This is a genomic window from Dyadobacter arcticus, from assembly GCF_011762185.1.
GTDB lineage: Bacteria > Bacteroidota > Bacteroidia > Cytophagales > Spirosomataceae > Dyadobacter > Dyadobacter arcticus.
The window spans coordinates 407,639-432,646 of sequence record NZ_JAASQJ010000005.1 but is presented as its reverse complement, the minus strand read 5'-3'; the positions used below and the strand labels follow the sequence as shown (position 1 = coordinate 432,646).

Below are 25,008 nucleotides of genomic sequence, written 5' to 3'. Positions count from 1 at the left end.
AAGGAAGGTAGTTTTCAGAGAATTTATAATAAAAAACGGAAGGTACTCATCGAGCGCCTTCCGTTTTTTATTATATAAGTTAATTGCTTCCTGAGATTGCTTAAAAATGCCTTTCCCCAATCTCCCTTTTACCCAGCATAACAGCTCCTACCATGGCTACCAATAGCAAAATTGAAATAAGCTCAAAAGGCAACAAGTAGTCACGAAATAGCAGATGACCTAAGTTTTCAATCATACCGACCTGAGAATCAAATGTTTCCGGCGAGTAGGTTGGAATTACGCTTTTGCGATAGGCCCCAAATAGTATAATAAAAACGGTACCGCCCACAATGGTAGCAGCGACTTTGGTCAAATTGGTTTTTGATTCCTCATTGTCTTGTTTCATATTTAAAAACATGATCACGAACAGGAAAAGCACCATGATAGCACCTGCGTAAACAATGATATTCACAGCAGCCAGAAACTGAGCATTTAGTAAAATATAATGTCCTGATAATGTAAAAAAAGTCAGGATAAGATATAAAACACTGTGAATAGGGTTACGCGAAACAACTACCATTACTGCGCTGAGAATGGTAAGAAACGAGAGGAAATAAAAAAAGGATACAGTTGAATTCATAACATTAATGGCGGCTGAGGCTCTTGATTAATCCGTTCAGGGAATGGCTCTTGGAACGACATTGGTAACTTCCCCACTTGCCCTTTTCATGTCCAGAGCAAGTGCTTCTTCTTTGGTCCAGGCTTCACGGGTATAGCGATTGCTCATGTCTTCTACCAGCAGATCTTTGCCCCATATCACCTGATCACGCTCTGTAAAAACAGGGATAAATTCGTCATGGCGTAAATAAACGGCCTGTTTTGGGCAGGCTTCCTCACATAGGCCACAGAAAATGCATCTCAGCATGTTGACTTCATAAACAGCTGCATATTTTTCCTCCCGATACAAGTTTTCTTCCCCTGTTTCTCTTTCCGCTGCTACCATTGAAATGGCTTCTGCCGGACAAGCTACGGCGCACAGTCCACAGGCAGTACAGCGTTCTTTACCATCGGCATCTCTTTTGAGAATGTGCCTGCCTCTGAAAACCGGGCCAAGATATCTCTTCACTTCCGGATATTCAATCGTAACTTTTTTTGTGAAAAAGTGCTTGATGGTGATCGCCAGACCTGTCGCAATGGCGGGCAGGTAAGCTCTTTCCATGAAGGTCATTTCCTTATTGCTGACTTGCTTAGAGCGATTTGTCAATTGCATAGCAATGCGTTTTTGAATTTAGTTTAACCAGGCAGTGATCATTGGCTTCAAGAAAAGCACAGCGGCACCGGTGATTATGATATTAAAAATAGCCAGAGGAATCAACTTTTTCCAGCCAAGGTTCATCAACTGATCGTAGCGGAAACGAGGAATTGTCCAACGAACCCACATGTAAAAGAAGATGAAGAAAATTGCTTTGCCAAAAAATACGCCTGTTCCAATCAGCGTAGCAATGTTATGACCAGTTATGCCGCCCAAAGCCTGTGTAAGTTGGCTGTAAACCCAATCCATACCCGGATAGTTGTACCCACCGAAATATAAAACGGAGATAATAGCAGAAGAAATGAACATGTTGATGTACTCGGCAAATAGATAAAACCCCAGCTTCATACTTCCATATTCCGTGTGATAACCACCTACTAGCTCGGTTTCGCATTCGGGAAGGTCGAAGGGGACGCGATTGCATTCTGCAAATGAACAGGTGATGAAAATGATGAAACCCAGGGGCTGATAGAAAATGTTCCAATTGCCGCCGTGTTGCTGAGAAACGATTTCACCCAACGAAAGTGAACTGCTCATCATTAATATGGCAATCAGTGATAAGCCCATGGCAACTTCATAACTGATATTCTGCGAAGCCGCCCGAATTGCGCCCAATAAGGAAAACTTATTATTAGAAGCCCAGCCGCCGACCATGATCCCGTAAACACCAAGGGCTACCACGCCAAATACATAAAGGATACCAATGTTAGATTCAACCCCCTGAAGGACAACTTCATGGTTGTTGATTTTGAATGTGCTTCCAAATGGTATGACGGCACTGGCAAGTAGAGCCGTAAGCATTGCAAGACTTGGACCCGCAATAAACAGCCATTTATTAGCGAGGGCAGGAATGAAATCCTCTTTAAAAAACATTTTACCAGCATCCGCTAATGGTTGCAACAATCCGCCCCATCCGGCGCGGTTCGGGCCCATACGGTCCTGGATAAATCCCGCTACTTTTCGCTCTCCCCAAGTCGAGTACATGGCAATAACCAGTGTCAGGACGAAAACAACGAAGATTGTTGCAGTTTTAATTAGAAACTCGGTTAAATCCATTTTCAAATCAAAGTTAAATCAGCCCCTTAAGACCAATTATTAATTATTTTTTGCTGCCAAAGAGCGGTGATTCGCTTTGTCGTTGTCTTCGATGCTTTGATGACGGATCGTTTCCTGATCCGTTACGTAATCACGGGTATCATCGATCGGTTTAAATTGAGTAGCAGCCAGTTTAAGTGCAAAATCCGGTTTTTTAATCAGATCAGCCCTGTATTTATTTGCTGATATGACCGAGCTGCGTTTCACTTTGGTGGGACCTTCCAGCACCCAATCTGTCGTTTTTTTCTTCTCAAACCTGCATGTGTTGCAAATGAAATCATTTACTTCACCCCAGGTATTTTTGCGGGCAGTTACCCTGATCACCTCATCGCCGCGATACCAGAGCGTTGTTTTTCCGCAGCACTTATCACAATCACGATGCGCATCTTCGGGTTTGGTAAACCAAACGCGGTTTTTGAAACGATAGGTTTTATCTGTCAATGCACCCACCGGGCACACATCGATCACGTTTCCTGAAAAATCGTTATCAATAGCTTTTTCGATGTAGGTACTGATTTCGGAAGCATCCCCACGGTTCATAACCCCATGCACACGTTTATCCGTAATCTGGTCGGCTGTGTAAACACAGCGATAGCAAAGAATGCAGCGCGTCATATGCAGCTGGATATGCGGGCCAATGTCGATTTTATCAAATGTGCGCCGATCTTCCTCATAGCGTGTCTTTGCAGAACCATGCTCAAATGCAAAATCCTGCAAATGACATTCGCCAGCCTGATCACAAATAGGACAGTCGAGCGGATGGTTGATCAACAGAAATTCAACAATACTCTTGCGGGTATCCAGCACGCCCTGATTGGTAATATTTTCAACAACCATTCCTTCCTGAACCTGTGTGATGCACGACGGAATAAGCTTAGGCATTGGTCGCGGATCTTTTGCGGAGCCTTGTGCAACTTTTACAAGACAGGCCCTGCACTTACCACCCGACGTCGGGAGCGGTTTATAGTAACACATTGCGGGCGGGACAAGCGCTGCCTGACTTTCATCTGCTTCCGCAATTTTCCTTGCAGCCTCCATGATCGTAGTACCAGGTGCCACTTCGACCTCGATTCCGTCAAATGTGATTTTTATCAATTGGGGTTTTGTTTCTTCCATGCCAAATAATGTCCATTGTGTCATCAATTGTTCGCTTCGTAAATGTCGAATGAACCTACTGTTGAACTGTACCTTAAAGATTGCCCGAAATCAAAGTTAAATATGTTTACTGGCGGAATACCTTTGTTTGATATTACGTATTTAATCTGCTTGTTCCTAGCCATAGCCTCAAATTTATCGTAACGGAAGGTTCCGTTTTGATTTGCAAGATAAACCAGGTCAGGAAAAGGAATTAAGATATTCTTAACTAGAAATTGATTCAGAAAATAGCCCCTGAAATTCTCTCCGGGACACACATAAACCCACTCGTTGTCTTTCAATTTTTTGACATAATATAAATTCCTGGCTACCTCCCGCTCTTCGATGTAAATACCTTCAAAATTCAACGAATTGCCAGATTTATATTTCATAAATACAAATAGTGTGCAGTAAAAGAAAGCTATAAAAAGGTAAAGCGACAATGCTGATTTCAGAAACACATTCCTGAAAAGGTACTGATGGGACGCACTGCAAATGAATAATGTAATCTGCAATACTGACACAATCAGGTAATCCTGGTAATAACCTACGCCCGCGCCGATCTTAAACGCCGCCATTGTAGAGAAAACAAAGAATAAGAAGCTGGCTAAGGTCAGGAATAGAAAGAATTTTGAAGGCCGCTGATAAATAATGTAGGCACTCATCAAAACATTGGAGACGATCAACGGGGCGAATTGCAGCAACCAATGTTGAAGAGTCCAATCATAAAACCAGGCCCAACTTGCAGAGTTGGCCACGCCGCCAATGATGTTCGTAAGAAATAACGTAACACTGTTGATAGGCAAGATCAAAAGATACAGTCCAAATACCGCGATTCCGAAGAGTGTTAGCTTAAATAAAGTATTCCACTGCTTCGTCAAAATCCAAAATATTCCAGGAGTTATCGACAAGATCGCTCCACTTTGTTTGACAAAAAATGCCGAAACGGCAATTAAAATGGCTGCATACCACCAGGATTCATTGGCATTGTCTTGGATGGCCAGGTATACGGTATAAATGAATAGCGAGATGAGCAATATCAGCAGACTATCGGGTCGCGAAGTCGTCAGAAACCAGGAACTCAGGACCTGATACAGAAATAATGGAGACAGCAATGCTGCAATCTTATTTTTAGTAATGTGATAAATCAGATAGCCGATCACACATACCGCAAGGATTGTAAAAACATTTGAAAACAACCGACTAGCGACGTAAATGTAATGTACGTCCATCGCCGGCCAATTGACTAGCTGGCAAAATACGGCAACCAGTGAAAAATACAGAGGTGTATATTGGGTCAGGCGAAATGGCGCCGATTCAGGATCAAGGTAGATTTTTTGATTTTCCGTAAGAAGCTGAATTGGAGCAATAGTGCTGCCTTCACTGCCGGAAATATCGGGGTGATATCCGAGAGATGCCTGCATTTTGATGATAATGAGTACGACAGAACTAATCAACCCGAAAATTAAAGCTATCAACAAACATTTTTCCTTGATCCAAACCAGTATCTTATTTATCTCCATTAGACCAGCGCCATTTCTCCCTGGTATACGGCCCCTGGCTGTGAAGCCTCATAAGGGTTTGTTATATGCCAGATGAATTCATCCCTGAAATGGCGAATTGCACTGGCCACTGGCCAGGCAGCAGCATCTCCCAACGGACAAATGGTATTTCCTTCTATTTTTTTAGAGATATCCACCAGCAAATCTACATCGTGCATACTGCCATGACCATGTTCGATGCGATGCAGCACTTTTTCCATCCAGCCTGTTCCTTCACGGCAAGGACTGCATTGGCCGCAGGATTCGTGGTGATAAAAACGAGCGAAATTCCAGGTATTTCTTACTATACAAGCTGTTTCGTCAAAAACAATAAATCCGCCTGACCCCAGCATAGTACCTGTTGCGAAACCGCCATCGGAAAGAGATTCATAGCTCATTAAACGGTCTTCGCCGTTTGCCGTTTTCATGATCAGGTTGGCTGGTAAAATCGGAACGGATGAACCTCCTGCTACCAATGCTTTCAGGTGATGGCCTTTTCTTACTCCGCCGCAATATTCGTCTGAGTTAAGAAATTCCTCTACACTCACGCCTAGCTCAATTTCGTAAACGCCTGGTTTTTGAATGTGCCCGGAGGCAGAAATGAGTTTGGTACCTGTACTTCTACCAATTCCAATTGCAGCATAGGCATCGCTACCATTGTTAATAATCCAAGGCATATTAGCGATGGATTCCACATTATTCACAACGGTAGGGCTTTGATAAAGTCCTTTTACAGCAGGAAAAGGCGGCTTATTTCTTGGATTTCCTCTCTTGCCTTCCAGAGATTCAAGTAACGCAGTTTCTTCGCCGCAGATGTATGCACCTCCTCCTGGCTGAACAACCAGTTCAAGATCATAACCGGTGCCCAGAATATTTTTACCAAGAAAACCTTGTGCAGTAGCTTCCGCGATCGCTTTTTCCAGGATATGGATCACGTACATCAGCTCGCCGCGAACATATATGAAAGATTTTTTGGCACCCAAGGCGTAGCTGCCAATGATCATTCCCTCGATCAACAAATGAGGAATAGATTTCATTAGGTAATGGTCCTTGAATGTACCAGGCTCTGATTCATCTGCATTGCAAACCAGGTAGCGCGGAACGCCTTCCGGTTTAGCCAGAAACCCCCATTTCATACCCATTGGAAAACCAGCACCTCCTCGTCCTCTCACACCCGACTTTTTTGCTTCCTCGACAACCTCATCCGGTGTCATGGTTTTCAATGCCTTCTCAGCGGCAGTGTAGCCTCCTTGTTTCCTATAAGCGTCGAAGGTTTCGATGCCTGGGACGTTGATGTATTCTGTCAATATTTTTTTAGCCATACCAATTAAGCTCGATTCGCTTTTACGCTTTTTCCATTACAATGCTGTCTTCCTCTTCTCTCAGGAGAGGATTGGCATACACCGCGATGTCGTTATAATAAGAAATTGTAGGAGCTTCATCCCGCTTCCATTTATGGGCTGGATATGCATTAGTTGTTGTATAATGGCATACCAATGACTTTCTGGTGAGTTCCGGGTTTGCGATCTGAAGTCCGCCATGGACCAGCGCCGAATGCCAGATCAGGACATCGCCCTTTTTGATGCAGAGCGCTTGTTTTGTCAGTCCTTCTTTTTTGCATTTCCAGTCCAGATATTTTCCAAAAAGTTTAGGGCCAAAAACGGATTCCCCGTGACGATATAATATCCCGGTCCCGAAATTGAATTTCCGGATCTTATGAGATCCCGGAAAATAATAAAGCGGACCGGAGTCCGGGCTGATATCTTCAAGCGCGATCCAGGATGCGGTAAGATGGCTCGGAATTTTGGGCGTTACCCAGGGAAAATCCTGGTGCGTATCCTGTTGGCTCCCATATCTGAAAACCAGGGTCTGGTAAACCACTACCGGTGCGTCGAAAACTGCTTTAACAAAAGTGGTAATATAAGGATGGGTTATCACCTTTTTTGCCAACACCGAAGCGCTGTGGTATTCATTCACCCTTGTATCAATGCCTTTAAGAATTTCCTTTGGTACTTTCTTGATTGCGATATCCCTCGTGTTATTATACCCCTCAATCAGCGCGGTCATATCATACTTTTCATGGTTATCCATAGTTTCGTCAAACTCGTTCCATAAGGCATCGATTTGTTCCTCAAGGACCGCTTTTTGGAAAATTACATATCCATTCTTTTTCCAGAATTCGAGCTTTTCTTTCAGGTTGTAAGGGTAGTCAGCGCTTACAGGAAACTTCGAGACAAATGCATCGATATCAGCATTATCATGATCGATCCACGGCAAAGTGGAGTAGTCAAATTCCAGTTGAGGATTACCCAGATTGTATTTGATGAAATTATAATATTTCCTGGCAATCGATCTCAGGCGCATAGGGTTGGGGATTTAGGTGTAAAGCTATATACTCAAATCACTGATTATTTCATCCACTTTTTGATTCGTCAAATTCATATAATACTTTTCCCGGATTTGAAAAACAGGGCCCCAGCCACAAGCAGCAAGGCACTCCACCTCTTTCAAAGTGAAAAGTCCATCTGGTGTCGTCTGACCCACTTGGATTCCCAATCTTTGTTTCAAATAACCATAAACATCCTCGCCGCCCATCAAGCAGCACGGGCCTGTCCTGCAATATTCAATGACATGTTTTCCAACCGGATCCAGGTGATACATGGTGTAGAAAGAAGCCACTTCGTATACCTCAACAGGTTCAATGCTTAAAATGCCTGCAACGTAATCCATGACCTCGCTGCTCAGCCAACCCCATTGTTCCTGAGCCACATGTAAAACGGGTAAAAGGGCCGATTTCTGGCGGCCTTCCGGATAACGTGCGACAATTTTATTTACTTTCTCCAGTCGTTCAGGAGTGAACACTACCAGATTTGGTGTTTCGGTCATTTCTTAGATTGAATCTTTAAATCAAACTTATGCGTCGAGTTCACCCGCAATTACATTCAGGCTGCTCATGGTTAAAATTGCGTCGGACAGCGTGCTCCCCTTACACATTTCAGGATAAGCCTGGTAATAAATAAAGCTTGGTCTGCGAAAGTGCAGGCGGTAGGGGGCCCGTCCGCCATCGCTGATCAAATAAAAGCCTAATTCTCCATTTCCTCCTTCTACCGCATGATAAACTTCACCGATCGGCGCATCAATTTCACCCATCACAATTTTAAAATGGTAGATCAGCGCTTCCATATTTTGGTATACCTCCTGTTTAGGAGGCAAATAGTATTCTGGTGCATCGGCATAATAGGGGCCTTCCGGAAGATTGTTGACAGCCTGCTCCACAATTTTCAAACTTTGCCACATTTCTTCATTGCGAACCATATATCGGTCATAAGTATCACCATTCTGGCCAACTGGAATTATAAAATCAAAATCCTCATATGAAGAATATGGATTCATCACCCGGACGTCATAATCCAGCCCGGCAGCGCGAAGATTTGGGCCAGTAAAACCATAAGATAATGCCCGCTCTAAGGAAATAGGCCCCACATTAATGGTTCTGTCCATAAAAATGCGGTTGCGGTTGAGCAATTTTTCCAGCTCACGTAAAACGGGTGGAAAGGACTTGATGAACTCATGGATTTTGCGAATAGCAGTACTGGAAAGGTCTCTCTCCATGCCACCCAGGCGTCCCATATTGGTGGTAAGCCTTGCACCACAAACCTCTTCATATATTTCGTAAACCTCTTCGCGTTTTTGCATTACATACAAAAAGCCTGTGAATGCTCCGGTATCGACGCCAAGAATGCTATTGCAGATTAGGTGATCGGTAATACGCGCAAGTTCCATCATGATCACGCGAATGTATTGCGCGCGCTTTGGAATTTCCACTCCCAGCAATTTCTCCACCGTCATATGCCATCCCAGATTGTTGATTGGAGAGGAGCAATAGTTCATGCGGTCCGTGAGGGTAGTGATTTGATAAAAAGGCCTTCTCTCAGCGATTTTTTCAAAAGCACGATGAATATATCCGATGGTTTGCTCGCCAGACACGATCTTTTCTCCATCCATTTTAAGGATATTTTGAAAAACACCGTGAGTTGCGGGGTGAGTCGGGCCGAGATTAAGGGTGGTCAGTTCTTCAACCAGTTCGGGCAACTCGGTTTTAGAGGGAACATTATGCGGTAATAATTCAATATCTGCCATGTTGCTCTGTAATTATCGGCCAAAGAGTGCGTCAATTTTGTCTTCACGAGTAGCATCTTCCAATGCATATTCCTTGCGCATTGGAAAATAGTCCATCTCTTCAATATTCAGGATGCGTGTGAGATTTGGATGTCCGTCAAACAAAATTCCATAAAAATCATAGGTCTCGCGTTCCATCCAGTTTGCGCAGGCAAAAAGGCCGGTAGCCGTAGGAATATGGATATCTGCTTCTGCAATAGACACTTTCACCCTAATTCGGAAATTGTGAATAAAACTATGGAGATGATAAACAACCATAAATTCTTTGTCCTGAGCGTCTGGGTAATGAATTCCCGTCAAATCGGTCAGGAACATGACCTGATAAGTTTTATGATCCCTTAGGAATTCAAGAAGCGAAATGATTTCTCCACGATTTGTCGAAAGCGTCAGAAGTCCGTATGGTTCTTCAAAGTCAAATACCTGATCACCAAATTTCTCTAAAAGTGCTTCTGCTACTTCCTGATTGCCTAGCATATTTGGTTATTGAATGTTATAGGATGCCAGTAATGCCGAATACTCGTCGGTATTACGACGGCGTAGTTTTTCATTTTGAGCCAGATACTGTACCTGCATAAGACCGTCTATAATCTGTTCAGGCCTTGGCGGACATCCTGGGACGTACACATCAACGGGAATAATTCTGTCAATACCTTGCAAAACACTGTAAGTATCAAAAATTCCGCCGCTTGAAGCGCATGCACCTACCGCCATAACCCAGCGCGGTTCTGCCATTTGAAGGTAAACCTGTTTTACAATCGGCGCCATTTTTTTTGCTATTGTGCCCATCACCATCAGCAAATCAGCCTGACGGGGCGAAAAGCTAGGACGCTCAGATCCGAAACGTGAAATATCGTAATGTGATCCCATTGTTGCCATGAATTCAATCCCACAGCAGGAGGTAGCAAAAGGCAAAGGCCATAAGGAATAACTACGGGCCAAACCAATTGCTTCATCAAATGAAGTCGCAAAAAAACCAGATCCGCTATGCCCCTGCGGGGACTCCACAATCGTTACTTCTTTCATAATTTTTCGTGTTTCAATGTTTGAGCTTACTCTTCCCAGTTCAACACCCCTTTGCGGATAACATAATAAAAACCGGACAAGAGTAAAGCCATAAACAGTAACATCTCAACGAAACCAAACATTCCTAACCCCTTAAAATTGACTGCCCAGGGATACATGAAAATCACCTCAACATCAAACAAAACAAACAGGATTGCTACCAAGAAATATTTGACAGAGATGGGCGTCCGGGCGTCACCAACGGATTCAATACCACATTCGAATGGATCGTCTTTTAGTTTGCTCTTCCTGCTCGGCCCGATTAAATGGGTTACAATCATCGTTCCACCAATGAAACCGGCTGCAAGTAAAAATTGAACTAAAATGGGTAGATAGTCAGAAGGAAGATAAGTGCTTTTCATTGCTCGACGCTAGTAAAATCTTGGGAAGCCAACCCGTAAAAAGTCTTTAACAGGCGCATTCTTCTCGTATCTCAAAATTAGCCTTTGCAAATTTATCAATCAAATTCTTTAGTTTTTCTTTTGTTTAATTAGGATGATACTAAATAAGCCCCGGATGGCCGGGGCTTATTTATAAAAAAACGAAGAAAGAATATTTATCGGATTATAATTTGCTTAGTTAGGCTTTGCCCTTGCCCGGTAACCCGTATGATGTATTTTCCCGTTGAAAGATATCCGACATTGATCTGGAGGCGGCTGTTAAGTATTTTGGCAGTTAAGGTGTTGACAACCCGGCCATAAACATCAAAGATGGTAATTACGGCGTCACTAATATTATCCCTGGATTCTATGTAAACAAAATTTCCCTGACTTGGATTAGGGTAAATCACCACCTCGTTTTCTTCATTGGTTTTGAAATCATGGGACGTCGTATCGGAGTAACATGCCAAAACATTGTTATCACCGATTATAAATTCAACTTTCGCTTTTGTAGAATAGGTACCTGTTTTCAGGATCTTGACAATATCAGCCGTCGTGTCCGACTCGTATCCGGGCCTTCTCCATAAAAATTTCTCGTTTAATCCTGTCTCGCTAATGTTGGCAGTGATGCTGAATGGCCCCGAAGCCTCAATAACTGGTTTGGATATTTTTTGTCTGACAATCAAATTTGAGGTGGAAGAATTTTCGGAGACACATCCAAAGATATTCTGGCCTTTCACAAAGTAATTCCCACTTTCTTTGATTCTTGCAGTAGCTCCGGTCGCGATCACGGCATTTGAACCTTGCTTGTACCAACTATATATGTCATTTCCTTCGGACACCGAAAATTGGAAAGCGGAATCAGCGCATGCCTGTTGCTGGCCCTGCTGAAGAATGCTTGGCTGAACTGGTTTTGCGCCATTTTCTAGCACGACAACTGAACTTAGCACCGAATTACCTGCATCATCCTTTATTGTTGCACGGTAGGTACCGGCTGCCGAAACCTTAATACTGTTGCTCTTGTCGCCCGTATTCCATTCGTAGGAAGCAAAACCAGTGGGAAGTGTAATTGTAATTGCATCATTTTCGGTAACACAAGCGGCGCTTATTGTTGGCACGGCAGCTGGGGACATAGGAGGAACAGTCGAAAAGAAGTTGGCACCTAATGTCTCATTCCATGCATTGGCTAAAATTTTAAGCGCAGCCAATGTCCCTTCTCTATCAGCTGGTGACTTCCCTACGAAGTGCGTGCCGTCACCGCGATTGGGCACTAATGGGTCGGTTTCAGGACCTGGATATGTTGGGTTGAATGGCGTGTCCAAAACAGCATTTTGAGCTGCAACGATAACAGGATTAATGCTGGAAGCTACATTAGCCCCTGCCGAAGTCCGGGATGTGCGGGCAATGACCCACGTTATCCTTTTTCCCCCAGTTTCCAGCCCCAGGCGGTTCATAATGAATTGCAGGTTTTCTCTATATGATAAGGCGGATGTTTTGAACAACGCATCTGCCTCGCCCTGCATCCATAAAATAGCCCTTATTCCGTATTGATTGCCATAATTTCTAGCGGCAATTCTCAAATTGCCATATGGCATTTCGGGAGGATACACGAAGCCACCGTATTTATTTTTTGTCGGTAGTCCCTTTGCACTTACAGCCCAGTTCTCAACCGCAGTTCCTTCCCAGGCTGTATTGATAAATAAAACGGGGACATTTAATTTTGCAACAAGCTCATCGCCAACAAGTCCCCAGCACCAGGCAGACTGGCCTCTTGGCGACATAATGCCTAAATTTTCATTGATGTTTTCAAAAACCGGAGGAGTTGGATCGGTGAGACGATCGTATGTGTCATTGTTGTAGTTTGAAATATACATAACCCTGGGGTCCTTAGCAGACGGGCCCGGGTAAGCTCTCAAACCCTGTGCATTTGACTGACCTGCAATGATGAAAACTTCACCTACGCCTAAGCGGGAAAGAACGTCACGACCAACGATTTTTCCGTCTAAAACGGCGCGAATCTCAATCGTATACCAGCCTCCCAAAAGAGTAATATTTCCCGAAAAAACGCCGCCTTTCGGGGCATTTTGCAGCGGTTGCCAAGGGATGTCTATACCTTGACCCTGAATTACAGGAACTGCTCTGATTTCAATTTTGTCCATCGGCACAGAGAATGTGCCGGACACTGTAATTTCTCGCTGGCCGGCCAGATCCCGTTGATATACAGCCTGGAAAACAGGGGAGGTAATTTTGATTTGTGCAAATACTGTTGATGAGATAAAACATATCAACAGCAGCGCCTTTGCCACTACCGGAAGAAGAATTCTATAACGCATTGGGATACTGATACAAGTAAAGTTTTTTATGACCTGAGTGCTAGGGGTTTGATTCGGAATATCTCGATTGCAAAACGGTCACAAATGTAAAAGATTATTTTGCTAAAATAGCACTATTTGGTTTTTTTGATTAGCTGCTTCAAATAGCATTTATCTACTGCACAATAATGAGCTTTTGCGTGGCAGTGAATGAAACGGAGTGGATACGAACGATATATATTCCGCTTGGCAACCCTGAAAGGCTAAAAACCTGTTGACTGTCAAATCTTCTGACATTATAGGTTTTATGGATAATACCACGACTGTCAATGACTTGGATCTCGGCATTATTGACATTTTGGAGTGTCTCAATGGTCATTCTGCCGGTAGCATTAGGATTCGGATAAACTACAAACCCAGGAGTGGTCGTATCAAGTCTGAATATAAAAGGTTCTGAAAATTCAGAATAACAGGTAAGTGTAGCGCTGTAAACAATTGTATTGCTGGCCATGTAAGATCCTGACCGGACGGCCTTGATAATAGAGGTTGTATCCGCAAGGTTCAAATCATTGTATTTCCAGACATGGAAACCGGAACTTAGATTATTTTCAGCTAACAGGGAGTAAGTCCCAACTGGTTTGATCGTAGGCGTGCTTGGAGAAGGTTTTACATCGATGGGTATTTCTGGCGAGTACAGTGAATAGCAACCCTTATCATCTTTAACACGTGCCGAATAACTGCCGGATTCACTTACTTGTATTGAGGGACCTTCTTCACCATTATTCCAGAAAAAGATACTTCCCCTGCTAGCCAGCAAGGTCACCGTGTCTCCATCACAAAAAGTGGTTGCACTTGATGCCTTTACAGTCGGTGCCGGCGGCAATGTTAGCGTTTCAGTTATGATTTTATTACTTGGATCAGAATAGCATTGGAACTCATTGATGGTCTGAACTGAAAACGTTCCTCCCGTTGTGACTTTGAGCGTTTGAGTAGATGCGCCGTTACTCCATAAAAATCCTATGGCAGTTGAGGACTGAAGATTCACACTTAAGTCCGCACAAAAAACAACTGGCCCGTCGGCTGTGATTGTTGGTTTAACGGGTAGCGGGTTCGCCACTACCTGCACAACAGGCGAAACGGGCGAAACACATCCATTTGCGTCTTTGGAAGCGATTGTAAAGTTACCGGATGCCCTGATCTCAATTTCGCGATCGGTGGAACCGTTGCTCCACACATAGGAGAATGCCTCGCTGCTTTGCAAAGTGGTGTAATCGCGCAAACAGAAAGTTGTAGGCCGCAGGGCTGTAATTGCGGGAGTTGGGGGCAAAGGATTCACTTTAACCGAAACTTCGTCCGATGTGGATTCGCATCCGTTCGCATCTCTTTGTTTCAGCCTAAATCTTCCTGTTGTTGTCGCGGAAATGGACTTGGTAACCGCCGCATTGCTCCAAATATTCCCTGTATCGTAATTGGAGGTGAGCGTAACATTTTCGCCTGCACAAAACTCAGTTGATCCGCTCAATGCGATAACTGGTTTTTGAGGCAATGTATTAACTTTCACAGTTACAGCATCCGACTCTGGGGAATAGCAGCCAACATCATCAAGTGCTCTGACTCTGAACTCACCTGATGATTTGATACTAATAGCAGAAGTATTAGCTCCATTTGACCATATATTCTTGACTTTCGAATCAGATGTCAGATTAACTTCCCCGCCATCACAAAAGGTAAGTGCACCCGAAGCCGTAATTTTCGGTTTATCAGGCAGCGGAGAGTTCAATACCTTTACGGTGATTTTGTCTGAGGTCGATTCGCAGCCATATATGTTTCTGGTAGTAGCGAAATAGTCACCACCAGCGGTTACCGGAAGGCGGTCTCCTGTAAATCCAGTACTCCATCTAATATTTTCGGAAGTATTCGACACCAGTGTTGCTGTATTTCCAAGACATACTGGGTTACTTCCTTCCAGCGAGATAGTAGGCTGGTTTGGCTGAATATTTTCTGTGACTTTGATTTCGGGGGAAAAGATAAAATTGCCCCTGTTGTCTCTTGCAGAAACGCTAAATGTCCCGTTTCCAACCTGTATTGAATTGGAAGATTGTCCATTACTCCAGCTGAACGATGAGAGCCCAACGTTGTCGGCCTTCAAGTTAAGATTGCCATTACCAGCACAGTTCACGGAAATCTTCAATGGACTAACTCCCTGAAAAGGCTCTGACCTCGCAAAGAAATCATCATTAAGTTGTTCAGCCCATGCATCTCCCAGCTGGGTTAGACCCTCATTCATAAAATGAACGCCCTCACCATCGATCCTCGGAATTTGGATCAGATCGGTATTTGGCCCTTGAAATACATTTGGCACATTATTGATTACCCGTTGCTGCCCATCAGTTATCCGGGAATCCGTGCCATGTAAATTATCAAACGAGGTGATAGAAACGACCCAGGATATGTTTTTTCCGGATTCATTGCGGCTTGTTTCAATAACAGTTCGCAGATCATTGAAGTAACTTTCAGTGTCGGTGTCAACAAAATTATCTGCTTCCCCTTGTAACCATAATATCCCTCTCAATCCTGTGACCGGTGTATACTTTTGTATTACATTTCTGAGATTCCCATAAGGCATGCCGAAAGGCTCAAAAGGAATGGGTGCGAACACAGACCAGCCAATTCCATTGATACTCTGGCGCCATGCCCTCACCGCAGTGCCTGTCCAGGCGATATTGTAAAATAAAACAGGCACGCCAAGTTTATTGACAAGCTGATCCCCGAGCCTACCCCAGCACCAGGCAGACTCTCCTCTGGGAGAAATGTTCGACTCGGCGTCGATGTGTGCAAAGCGTGGATATTGTGGGAGATTATCCGGAGAAATGATATTACTGTGATCGATGCTGCTAACCCTGTCATCAGAAGCTCCCTGAGCGCCGAGGTTATGAAAGCCCTGGCCATTGGATTGTCCTGCAATCAAAAAAACTTCCCCAACACCGACGCGAGACACTTCTTTGGTATCTATTAATCGGTCGCCTTTCCATGCACGGACCTGCAGTGTGTACCATCCGCCCTTGGCATTGATACTGGAAGAGAAAAACCCTCCTTGCGGATTATTCTCGATTGTCATCCAATCGACGTTGGCACCACCGTTCAAGACGTTCAATTTCGCTTCGACGCGATCTATCGCTTCGGTATAGCTTCCTGCAATGTAAATAGTAGCAGAATCGTTCTTATCACGTTGAAAGACAGCCCTATCAGATGGAAAACTGATGTTAATCTTTCCAAAGGATTCAATCTGTCCAAAGGATTCAAATGTGGAAATGCTTAAAACTACCCAAAGTAAGTATGGTAGATAGTGTTTCATAGAGAGCAAAGATTCTTCAACGTAACTTCTCGGACACACAATATGCATCAAATGGTTGCCTGTTTCAAGAAAATATTATTTTACGGAAATCAAGATTAGCTTACGGGAAACGTAGAATTAATCTGCTCCCATATCATATCTTTTAATCGTTCAATTCCTTCTTGAGTTATTGCAGAAATGAATGTGCTAGGAATAGTGTCCGGGAGTTGACTTTGTAATATACTACGTTCTGAGTCAGACAGCACATCAATTTTAGAAATCGCCAAAATTCGGTTTTTATCCAAAAGTGCGGGATTGTATGTTTTGAGTTCTTGTATCAACGTCTCGTATTCAGCCTTAATGTCCTCACTATCAGCTGGAACCATGAAAAGCAGAATGGAATTTCGCTCGATATGCCTCAAAAAACGAAGGCCCAAACCTTTGCCTTGTGAGGCTCCCTCAATGATCCCGGGAATATCGGCCATCACGAAAGATTTATAATCTCTATATGAAACAACTCCCAGATTAGGGACCAATGTTGTGAAGGGATAGTCTGCAATTTCCGGGCGGGCTGCGGAGACAGCAGATAATAATGTAGATTTTCCAGCATTCGGGAAACCTACCAGCCCTACGTCAGCGAGCACTTTCAATTCGAGGATAATCCACTCTTCCAGGCCTGGTTCACCTGGTTGCGCATGTTGCGGGGTTTGATTGGTGGCGGATTTGAAATGATCATTACCCATTCCTCCGCGACCTCCTCTCAGCAGAATCACTTCCTGTCCTTCTTCCGTTATCTCGAAAAGCTGATCGCCCGTTTCGCTGTTCTTTGCAATGGTGCCGAGCGGTACTTCCAGGATGATGTCTTTTCCAATAGAGCCGCTGCGACGGCCGCCCTCACCGCCCTTGCCGTCGAATGCCTTGATATGCTTGGTATACTTTAAGTGAAGAAGCGTCCAGAGCTGACTGCTGCCTTTTAAAATCACATGTCCACCCCTGCCTCCGTCACCACCATCCGGACCGCCCTTCTCAACATGTTTTTCTCGTCTGAAATGAAGTGCACCCGGGCCTCCGGCGCCGGAGCGGGCATTAATTTTAACGTAATCTATAAAGTTTGAAGAAGCCATGTGTCGTATAGTGAGAATTCAAATTATGCGAAGGTAAACCGCGAAATTGTTGTCGAGATCTCCCCGAATATAAATTCAATTTCTCCAATACCATCAATGGCTACAAACTTTTCCTGTGCCCGGTAATAGTCAGCCACCGGTTTGGTTTTACTATTATATTCCTGAATCCTTTTGCTGATCAACGCTTCGTTCTGATCATCCGGGCGTCCGGAAGTCTCTCCTCTTTTCAAAAGACGGGCCGATAACTCGTTGTCATCCACTACAAGGGCGATCATTACTGAAATACTTTCATTATAGCTGGCAAGCAGTTCGTCCAATGCTTCTGACTGTTTAACAGTTCTTGGGAAGCCGTCAAAAATAAAGCCTGCCGCATTCCTATGCTCTCTAAGCTTATTATTGATCATTCCGATTACCACCTCATCCGGAACTAATATTCCTTGATCCATCAATGTTTTGGCCCTTAGCCCCAATTCGGATCCTGCCTGAATTTCGGAACGGAGAAGATCTCCGGTTGAAAGGTGGATCAGATTATATTTGGCAATAATTTTTTGACTTTGGGTTCCTTTCCCGGCACCGGGAGGACCAAACAGTATAAGATTCAGCATAGTAGCTCTGGAAATTGATGTCGCAGTAGAAGGTGATTTTCGGCAAATTTACAATTCTTACCAAATGTCAGCCTAATTGTTCCCACAAATTTTCCAATAAAAAATCCCCTTACTATTTCTAAATAAGGGGATTTGATAAAAAAATTCATTTTAATCAGGGGATGACGACCCGCTTAACGGTACCATCTTCATTTTGCACTACGGTGACAAATAATGTTCCTTTTGTGTTTTTCTTAAGTTCAATCTGACCTACAAATTCGCCTTCAAAATCTTTAATTTCTTTCTTCCCAACTTCTCTTCCCTTTGTATCAGTAACGGAAATGGTGACGTCACCTTTCTCGGGAACACTGAATCTTAAATTCAGCATTCCATTATCCGGATTGTTGGAATAGGCATTCAGCGCGTGCACATTTGCGGGTTTTATCAATTCTTTTTCCCAAAAATCCCCCATACGGTCACCGAAATTTTCCATATCCTTCATAAACACTTTGGCCCTTGGTCTGAACTCCTTTTCAAAGTTTTTCATATGGCTTTTGAACTTCTCGGAGTCGAAATCATATGAGAAATCATTGTCCCAATGAAAGGCCATTGGTTCGCGGTCATCCCGATGGTCGATAATTACTTTTTTTCTTTTCTTGGCAATCACATCATTATCGTCGTCGTCGTCCACGGTAATCGAGATAGCTTGTTTTTTATTCTTATCCACTCCTAGCGAATCCAGGACTTTTTGAACAAACTCATCCCGCTCTTTATCGGACATGGCGTCCATCCGGTAACTTCTCTCAACATTTTTCACATTCCCATCCGTTTCTTCTGTCACCCTGATCCGGATATTTGACTTATTGGTCTTATCATCAGATTTGGTCTGCTTATCAGATTGGGCGAGTACTGGCTGGATGAAAACTGCGGCGGTGGCGAGCAGCATTGACATGATCATTTTTGAAAAGAAAACAGATTTCATAGGTGCATTTGGTTATGTTTGAACGATTTACAAAATTATCAGAAGCGTATTCTGACCGCTGTTAAATTATGTTAAAAACACAATCCCGCTGGTCGCATGCGTTAAATTTGTTATCAACAAGAATGTCGGTGATAAGGGGAGCGGAGTTGCACCGGAGAAATTAAAATTTATGACCAAAAGGAAAATACAAATAATAGTTGGCCTGATGTGCCTCGCGCTGATCGGGCTGATCGGTTTTCAATGGTATTGGATCCGCGAAGCCATTGCGATCCGGAATGACCAGTTCAATCAAAAAGTATCCGAATCGGTTCAGGAAGTGGTACATCGACTGGAAAAGCAGGAAATGATGTACCTGTTGCAGAGAAGGATCGAAACTGAACAACAGAAAAGTAAATTAGATCGGATTACACAACTCCGGAACATGCCTTTTAAGCGCGTAACTCCTACGAAACCGCAGCCGTCTCGCGAACCATCTTCGCGTTATAAGCCCAAACTTGAAATCGCTATCGGCCCAAATGGGGAAGAAATACATTATCAGATTATCACAGAAGCGGTACCGACAGACGTATTAAGCCCCAATTTTCGGGTCATGGTCGACCATCAGCAGCAGATTATGGAAGAATTTTTCCAGGCTCAGCAATATGGCCTGGCTGGGATTGATGAATTTATGCGTCGACGGCTGGAGGAAGAAAGACGATTGGGGGATGCAATGAAAAGCATGGAAGAGCAGCCGACGGCCAAAAATGGACGTTATGGTGAAAAGAGTGTAAAAGACTCGGTTTCCCGAAACACTGCAAATCGTAAAGTGGCGTACCCTGAAAAAAGCAAGGGCAATCGACGGTCCAAAGGCCTGACCAATGTTGCCGAATTGGATAGGGCGGAGCTCCTAAAAGAGGTGATGAAGGATTTTGTTTATACCAAAAGGCCTATTGAACAGCGCGTTAACCGTTTTTTGCTGGATACATTATTGAAAAAGGAGCTTGTTCAGAATGGTATTGCGCTGCCTTATGAATTTGCAGTAAGAGGCCAGTCCGATGACAGCCTTATTTTTTCGACGGTAAGCTTGAAAACGCGGGATTGGGAGGAGAGATCATATAAAGCATCTCTTTTCCCCAGTGAAACAGTCAATTCACAGAACTCACTTTACGTATATTTCCCCGATCAGCAGCGTTACATTCTGAGTAATATGGGTGTAATGTTTGGCGGGTCCGGGATATTAATCCTGGTCATCATGACTTGTTTTTACATGGCAGTTACGACCATCTTGCGTCAGAAAAAATTGTCGGATATTAAAAACGACTTCATTAATAATATGACGCACGAATTTAAAACCCCTATCTCTACCATTGCATTGGCGGCGGAAATGTCGCAGGAAAATTCAGCATCATTTGGGCATGCCAATGCTGGAGTAAGGCTAAACCGTTACCTGGGGATCATTCGGGAAGAAAATAAACGATTGGGAACGCATGTTGAAAAAGTACTTCAAATGGCGCTATTGGATAAAGGTCATGTCAAATTGAAAATAAGCGATGCCAATGTTCACGATCTGATAGGCAATGCATTGAATGGACAGAGCGTACAGATAGAGCAGAAAGAAGGCGAGGTCGAACTTGAATTTGAGGCGATTGATGAGATCGTTTCGGCAGATGAGGTACATATATCCAACATTCTTAACAACCTGATCGACAATGCGATCAAATACTCACCAGAGAAACTGCATTTGACAATCCGTACCCGGAATGAAAATGACGGCATTGCTATATCCATTGCGGACAAAGGGATTGGGATGAGCCGTGATCAGCAGCAACGCATATTCGACACATTTTATCGCGTGCCTACCGGAAATGTACATGATGTGAAAGGATTTGGATTAGGGCTAAGCTATGTTAAAAAAATGGTCGAAGCCCATCAGGGAACGGTTACTGTACAAAGTAAACCCGGCGAAGGAAGCACATTTACCGCTTGGCTGCCGATCCGCAAAGCGGAACAATTAGTTTAGAACTTTCCGCTGCAAAGCCTAACTTGCCGTCTTTTTAAGATAGCCTGTCGCAGGTTAAAGTAAATTTCCGACTACAATGATTTCCAAAACATATGCCCCTCAGGAGATAGAGGATAAATGGTATGCTTACTGGATGGACAACAAGTTTTTTCAGTCCAAACCAAATCCGGATAAAGAGCCTTACACCATCGTAATACCTCCCCCCAATGTTACCGGTGTTTTGCATATGGGCCATATGCTTAACAATTCCATCCAGGATATTCTCGTACGGAAGGCACGCATGGAGGGCAAGGAAGCTTGCTGGGTACCCGGTACCGATCATGCATCAATTGCTACGGAAGCCAAAGTGGTAGCTATGCTCAAAGAGCGCGGGATCAACAAGAGGGACATTACCCGCGAAGAATTTCTAGAATATTGCTGGGAATGGACACATAAATACGGCGGCATCATCCTTAAACAGCTTCGTAAACTGGGTGCGTCCTGCGATTGGGATCGGACCCGCTTTACTATGGAACCGGATCTTTATGATTCCGTAATCGATGTATTTATTGACCTATATAGTAAAGGACATATTTACCGCGGCCACCGCATGGTGAACTGGGACCCGCAGGCGCGCACAACGGTTTCGGACGAAGAAGTGATTATGAAAGAGGTGAACCAGAAGCTGGTTTATCTTAAATATCCGCTTGTTGGGGAGAATGGAGAAGGGATGGAGGAAGGGATCATCATTGCAACGACGCGACCGGAGACGATCATGGCGGATGTTGCGATTTGCGTGAATCCTAATGATGAACGATATCAGCATCTAGTCGGCAGGCAGGTTTCTATTCCTTTGATTAACCGCGCAATACCTATCATTGCCGATGATTATGTGGAAATGGAGTTTGGGACGGGCTGCCTTAAAGTGACGCCTGCCCATGATACTAATGATTATGAATTGGGCAAAAGGCATAACCTGCCCACTATTGACCTTCTTAATGAGGATGGGACATTAAATGACAAAGCTCAGATCCTGATCGGTGAAGATCGTTTTGCGGCCCGCAAAAAAATTATAAAACTGCTTGAAGAATCAGGCAACCTGATTAAAACAGAGGAATACAAATCCAATGTTGGACATTCCGAGCGGACGAACTCGGTGATCGAGCCCAGACTCTCGGAGCAATGGTTTCTCAAAATGGCAAAAATCAGCAAACCGGCGTTCGAGAATGTAATGAATGATACAGTGCAGCTCTTGCCTCCGAAATTCAAAAATACATACCGTCATTGGATGGAGAATGTCCGGGATTGGAATATCAGCCGCCAGCTTTGGTGGGGACACCGCATTCCTGCCTATTATCTCAATGACGGAACGATGATTATCGCCAAGTCCAAGAGAGAAGCATTACATAAAGCGCAGCACGAATACCAGCTTTTTGCATTGACAGAAGAGGATATCACCCAGGATCCGGATGTCTTCGATACCTGGTTTTCGGCATGGCTTTGGCCGATATCGGTATTTAATGGGATTAAAGAGCCTGATAATGAAGATATTAAGTACTACTATCCTACGAATGATCTGGTAACTGCACCTGAAATCCTATTTTTCTGGGTAGCGCGGATGATCATTGCCGGCTACGAATACAGAGGGACTTACCCATTCAAAAATGTGTATCTGACTGGAATCGTGCGGGATAAGCAGGGGAGAAAAATGTCAAAATCGCTTGGTAATTCACCTGATCCGATTGACCTAATTGATCAATTTGGAGCTGATAGTATCCGTACCGGCATGCTTTTCAGTTCTCAGGCAGGAAATGATTTGCCTTATGATGAGAAATTGGTTGAACAAGGCCGGAATTTTGGAAACAAAATATGGAATGCTTTCAGATTGGTTAAAGGCTGGACCGTGGACAGCGAAATACCGCAACCCGAAGGTTCAGCGATTGCGGTTCAATGGTTTGAGAGTAAGCTCAATGTAACATTGGCGGAAGTGCACGATCATTTTTCCAAATTCCGCATTTCTGACGCTTTGAATTCAGTTTATAAGTTGTTGTGGGATGATTTTTGCGCACAATACCTGGAAATGATCAAGCCTGGCTTCGAGCTGCCGATTGATCTTGCGACGTACGATTCCACTTTGGATTTCTTCGACCGGATGATGCGTTTATTGCATCCGTTCATGCCATTTATAACAGAAGAAATCTGGCAAAATATAATTGAGCGGAAAGCAAATGATTCTATCTGTATCGCCCATTTCCCTCCGGCAAAAGATAGTGATCCGGCAATATTGAATGATTTTGAAATCCTTTTTGAACTGGTATCTTCCATTCGTAACCTGCGCAATGCAAAAAGCATCAGTCCTAAGATAGCATTGCCACTCGCGATCAGGACGGAGACAAAAGAACGTTACCAAAATCTTGAACCGCTCATCAGTAAGCTGGCCAATGTAGAAAGCATTAGCTATGTGACCGAAGAAGGTGAAGGAAATTCATTTCGGGTAAAATCGGATGAGTTTTTTGTAAACCTGCTGGATGAGCTGGACGTTGAATCTGAAAAGGAGAATCTGGAAAAAGAGCTGATATATACACAGGGCTTCTTGGAATCAGTTTTGAAAAAGCTTTCCAATGAACGTTTTGTCCAGAACGCGAAAGGTGATGTTGTTGAAAAAGAACGTCAGAAACTGGCAGATGCAGAGGCTAAGATTGAGACTTTGAAGGATGCATTGGTGAGATTGGGGTAGAATAATTGTTTTAGCATAAGGAAAAAAGCACCGGAAACCATCCTGTGCTTTTTTCTTTTTTATCAGGTGAGGAAAATAAAAAAGTACAATGTGACGAATTGTTAACTTGTTCACCCTTAGGATAAAAAAATTATTAAGTTGAGATATAGTTATATTAGTTATTAAAAAAATTTATTAGATACCAATGTTTGGAATTGTACTAAATGAAGGTGTAAATTTCATTATTCAAACATAATCACATCGCGCCATGAATGTCAGAACAGCCCAGGAACTTGCGTTGCCCGTTGGTGTTACACTCGACCGGTTTATCATGCACAGCCAGAGTGCATTTCCCTATGCCACTGGTGAACTATCACAATTACTGCGTGATATTGCACTGGCTGGCAAGATCATTAACCGGGAAATCAACAGGGCTGGACTTGTGGACATAGCTGGTGCCAATGGTACCGAAAACGTGCAGGGTGAAAATCAGCAGAAACTGGATATCGTTGCCAATATCCGTTTCATCCGCGCATTGAAAAATGGGGGCGAAGTGTGTGCGATTTTATCGGAGGAAGATGAGGACATCATTCATACAGGTAACAATCATGGAAAGTATGTGGTAGCCATGGACCCGCTTGACGGCTCTTCCAACATTGATGTGAATGTTTCCATCGGCACCATTTTTTCAATTTATAGGCGGGTAACCCTCATCAGCGAACCCGCGTCAATGGCAGACTTCCTGCAGGGTGGTAGAAAGCAGATTGCCGCAGGCTACATATTGTACGGATCCTCGACCATGCTGGTTTATTCCACGGGTGATGGGGTTAATGGCTTTACTTATGATCATTCATTAGGTGAATTCATTTTATCCCACAAAAATATATGCTCTCCGGCCCACGGAAACATTTATTCGGTGAATGAAGGTCATTATAACAGCTACCCTCCATTTGTAAAAAATTATATTTCACATTGCAAGTCGAAAAGTTATAGCGGAAGGTACATTGGCTCGCTAGTGGGCGATTTTCATCGTAACCTGCTTAAAGGCGGGGTTTACCTGTATCCTTCAACCAAAACAGACCCAAAAGGCAAATTGCGCTTACTTTATGAATGCTATCCCCTGGCATTCATTGCCGAGAAATCAGGAGGAAAGGCGAGTGACGGTTTTGGAAATATTCTGGACATTATACCCGACTCCTTTCACCAACGCTCCCCAATTTATATTGGCTCAGCCGAGATGGTTAAGGATGTTATCAAGTTGTAGGGACGGCCTGCTGTTTTAGTTTTCGTACCTTT

20 protein-coding genes are annotated in these 25,008 nt (G+C 43.7%); 3 read left to right on the top strand and 17 right to left on the bottom strand.

The window, feature by feature from the left end; all coding sequences use genetic code 11:
• Positions 1-100 precede the first annotated feature (100 nt).
• The 17 genes from FHS68_RS23390 to FHS68_RS23310 form a co-directional block, all read right to left on the bottom strand.
• A complete protein-coding gene (locus tag FHS68_RS23390) occupies positions 101-619 on the bottom strand; it encodes an NADH-quinone oxidoreductase subunit J family protein (protein ID WP_167275693.1) in 519 nt (172 codons plus the stop codon).
• A gap of 36 nt (positions 620-655) precedes the next feature.
• Positions 656-1,249 (bottom strand): NuoI/complex I 23 kDa subunit family protein, encoded by a 594-nt coding sequence (locus FHS68_RS23385; protein ID WP_167275690.1) that lies wholly within the window; start codon positions 1,247-1,249, stop codon positions 656-658.
• Between the two features lie 18 nt (positions 1,250-1,267).
• Positions 1,268-2,347, bottom strand: coding sequence for an NADH-quinone oxidoreductase subunit NuoH (gene nuoH, locus FHS68_RS23380; protein WP_167275688.1), 1,080 nt, complete (start codon positions 2,345-2,347; stop codon positions 1,268-1,270).
• 39 nt (positions 2,348-2,386) lie between these two features.
• A complete protein-coding gene (locus FHS68_RS23375) occupies positions 2,387-3,502 on the bottom strand; it encodes an NADH-quinone oxidoreductase subunit G (RefSeq protein ID WP_167275685.1) in 1,116 nt (371 codons plus the stop codon).
• Positions 3,503-3,525: 23 nt separating this feature from the next.
• On the bottom strand, positions 3,526-4,944 hold the full coding sequence (locus FHS68_RS23370; RefSeq protein ID WP_167275683.1) for a glycosyltransferase family 39 protein: 1,419 nt from the start codon (positions 4,942-4,944) through the stop codon (positions 3,526-3,528).
• Positions 4,945-5,042: 98 nt separating this feature from the next.
• Positions 5,043-6,383, bottom strand: coding sequence for an NADH-quinone oxidoreductase subunit NuoF (gene nuoF / locus FHS68_RS23365; protein ID WP_167275680.1), 1,341 nt, complete (start codon positions 6,381-6,383; stop codon positions 5,043-5,045).
• Between the two features lie 22 nt (positions 6,384-6,405).
• On the bottom strand, positions 6,406-7,425 hold the full coding sequence (locus FHS68_RS23360) for a phytanoyl-CoA dioxygenase family protein (protein ID WP_167275677.1): 1,020 nt from the start codon (positions 7,423-7,425) through the stop codon (positions 6,406-6,408).
• Positions 7,426-7,449: 24 nt separating this feature from the next.
• Positions 7,450-7,947, bottom strand: coding sequence for an NADH-quinone oxidoreductase subunit NuoE family protein (locus FHS68_RS23355; protein WP_167275675.1), 498 nt, complete (start codon positions 7,945-7,947; stop codon positions 7,450-7,452).
• Between the two features lie 27 nt (positions 7,948-7,974).
• The gene (gene nuoD, locus FHS68_RS23350) at positions 7,975-9,201 is read right to left on the bottom strand and encodes an NADH dehydrogenase (quinone) subunit D (protein WP_167275672.1); all 1,227 of its coding nucleotides are present in this window, start codon (positions 9,199-9,201) and stop codon (positions 7,975-7,977) included.
• A gap of 12 nt (positions 9,202-9,213) precedes the next feature.
• Entirely contained in the window at positions 9,214-9,714 is a 501-nt protein-coding gene (locus FHS68_RS23345) for an NADH-quinone oxidoreductase subunit C (protein WP_167275669.1), read from the bottom strand.
• A 6-nt stretch (positions 9,715-9,720) separates the two neighbouring features.
• Complete coding sequence (locus FHS68_RS23340; protein WP_167275666.1) at positions 9,721-10,263, bottom strand: NADH-quinone oxidoreductase subunit B; 543 nt, start codon at positions 10,261-10,263, stop codon at positions 9,721-9,723.
• 26 nt (positions 10,264-10,289) lie between these two features.
• Positions 10,290-10,664, bottom strand: coding sequence for an NADH-quinone oxidoreductase subunit A (locus tag FHS68_RS23335; RefSeq protein ID WP_167275664.1), 375 nt, complete (start codon positions 10,662-10,664; stop codon positions 10,290-10,292).
• 194 nt (positions 10,665-10,858) lie between these two features.
• Positions 10,859-13,015, bottom strand: a complete 2,157-nt coding sequence (locus FHS68_RS23330; protein WP_167275661.1) for a T9SS type A sorting domain-containing protein — start codon at positions 13,013-13,015, stop codon at positions 10,859-10,861.
• Between the two features lie 154 nt (positions 13,016-13,169).
• Positions 13,170-16,349 (bottom strand): T9SS type A sorting domain-containing protein, encoded by a 3,180-nt coding sequence (locus FHS68_RS23325; protein WP_167275658.1) that lies wholly within the window; start codon positions 16,347-16,349, stop codon positions 13,170-13,172.
• Between the two features lie 95 nt (positions 16,350-16,444).
• Positions 16,445-17,452, bottom strand: coding sequence for a GTPase ObgE (obgE, locus tag FHS68_RS23320; RefSeq protein WP_167275656.1), 1,008 nt, complete (start codon positions 17,450-17,452; stop codon positions 16,445-16,447).
• 23 nt (positions 17,453-17,475) lie between these two features.
• Positions 17,476-18,057 carry an adenylate kinase gene (locus FHS68_RS23315; RefSeq protein ID WP_167275654.1) on the bottom strand — a complete coding sequence of 194 codons (582 nt, stop codon included), beginning with the start codon at positions 18,055-18,057 and terminating at the stop codon, positions 17,476-17,478.
• Positions 18,058-18,211: 154 nt separating this feature from the next.
• The gene (locus tag FHS68_RS23310; protein ID WP_167275651.1) at positions 18,212-19,018 is read right to left on the bottom strand and encodes a T9SS type A sorting domain-containing protein; all 807 of its coding nucleotides are present in this window, start codon (positions 19,016-19,018) and stop codon (positions 18,212-18,214) included.
• A 169-nt stretch (positions 19,019-19,187) separates the two neighbouring features.
• Here FHS68_RS23310 and FHS68_RS23305 point away from each other — a divergent pair, with 169 nt between their 5' ends.
• The 3 genes from FHS68_RS23305 (at position 19,188) to fbp (ending at position 24,976) form a co-directional block, all read left to right on the top strand.
• Complete coding sequence (locus tag FHS68_RS23305; protein WP_167275649.1) at positions 19,188-21,017, top strand: sensor histidine kinase; 1,830 nt, start codon at positions 19,188-19,190, stop codon at positions 21,015-21,017.
• Between the two features lie 76 nt (positions 21,018-21,093).
• The gene (locus tag FHS68_RS23300) at positions 21,094-23,733 is read left to right on the top strand and encodes a valine--tRNA ligase (RefSeq protein ID WP_167275646.1); all 2,640 of its coding nucleotides are present in this window, start codon (positions 21,094-21,096) and stop codon (positions 23,731-23,733) included.
• 247 nt (positions 23,734-23,980) lie between these two features.
• Positions 23,981-24,976: a class 1 fructose-bisphosphatase gene (fbp, locus tag FHS68_RS23295; protein ID WP_167275635.1), complete on the top strand. Its 996-nt coding sequence runs from the start codon at positions 23,981-23,983 to the stop codon at positions 24,974-24,976.
• The last annotated feature ends 32 nt before the right edge of the window (positions 24,977-25,008 follow it).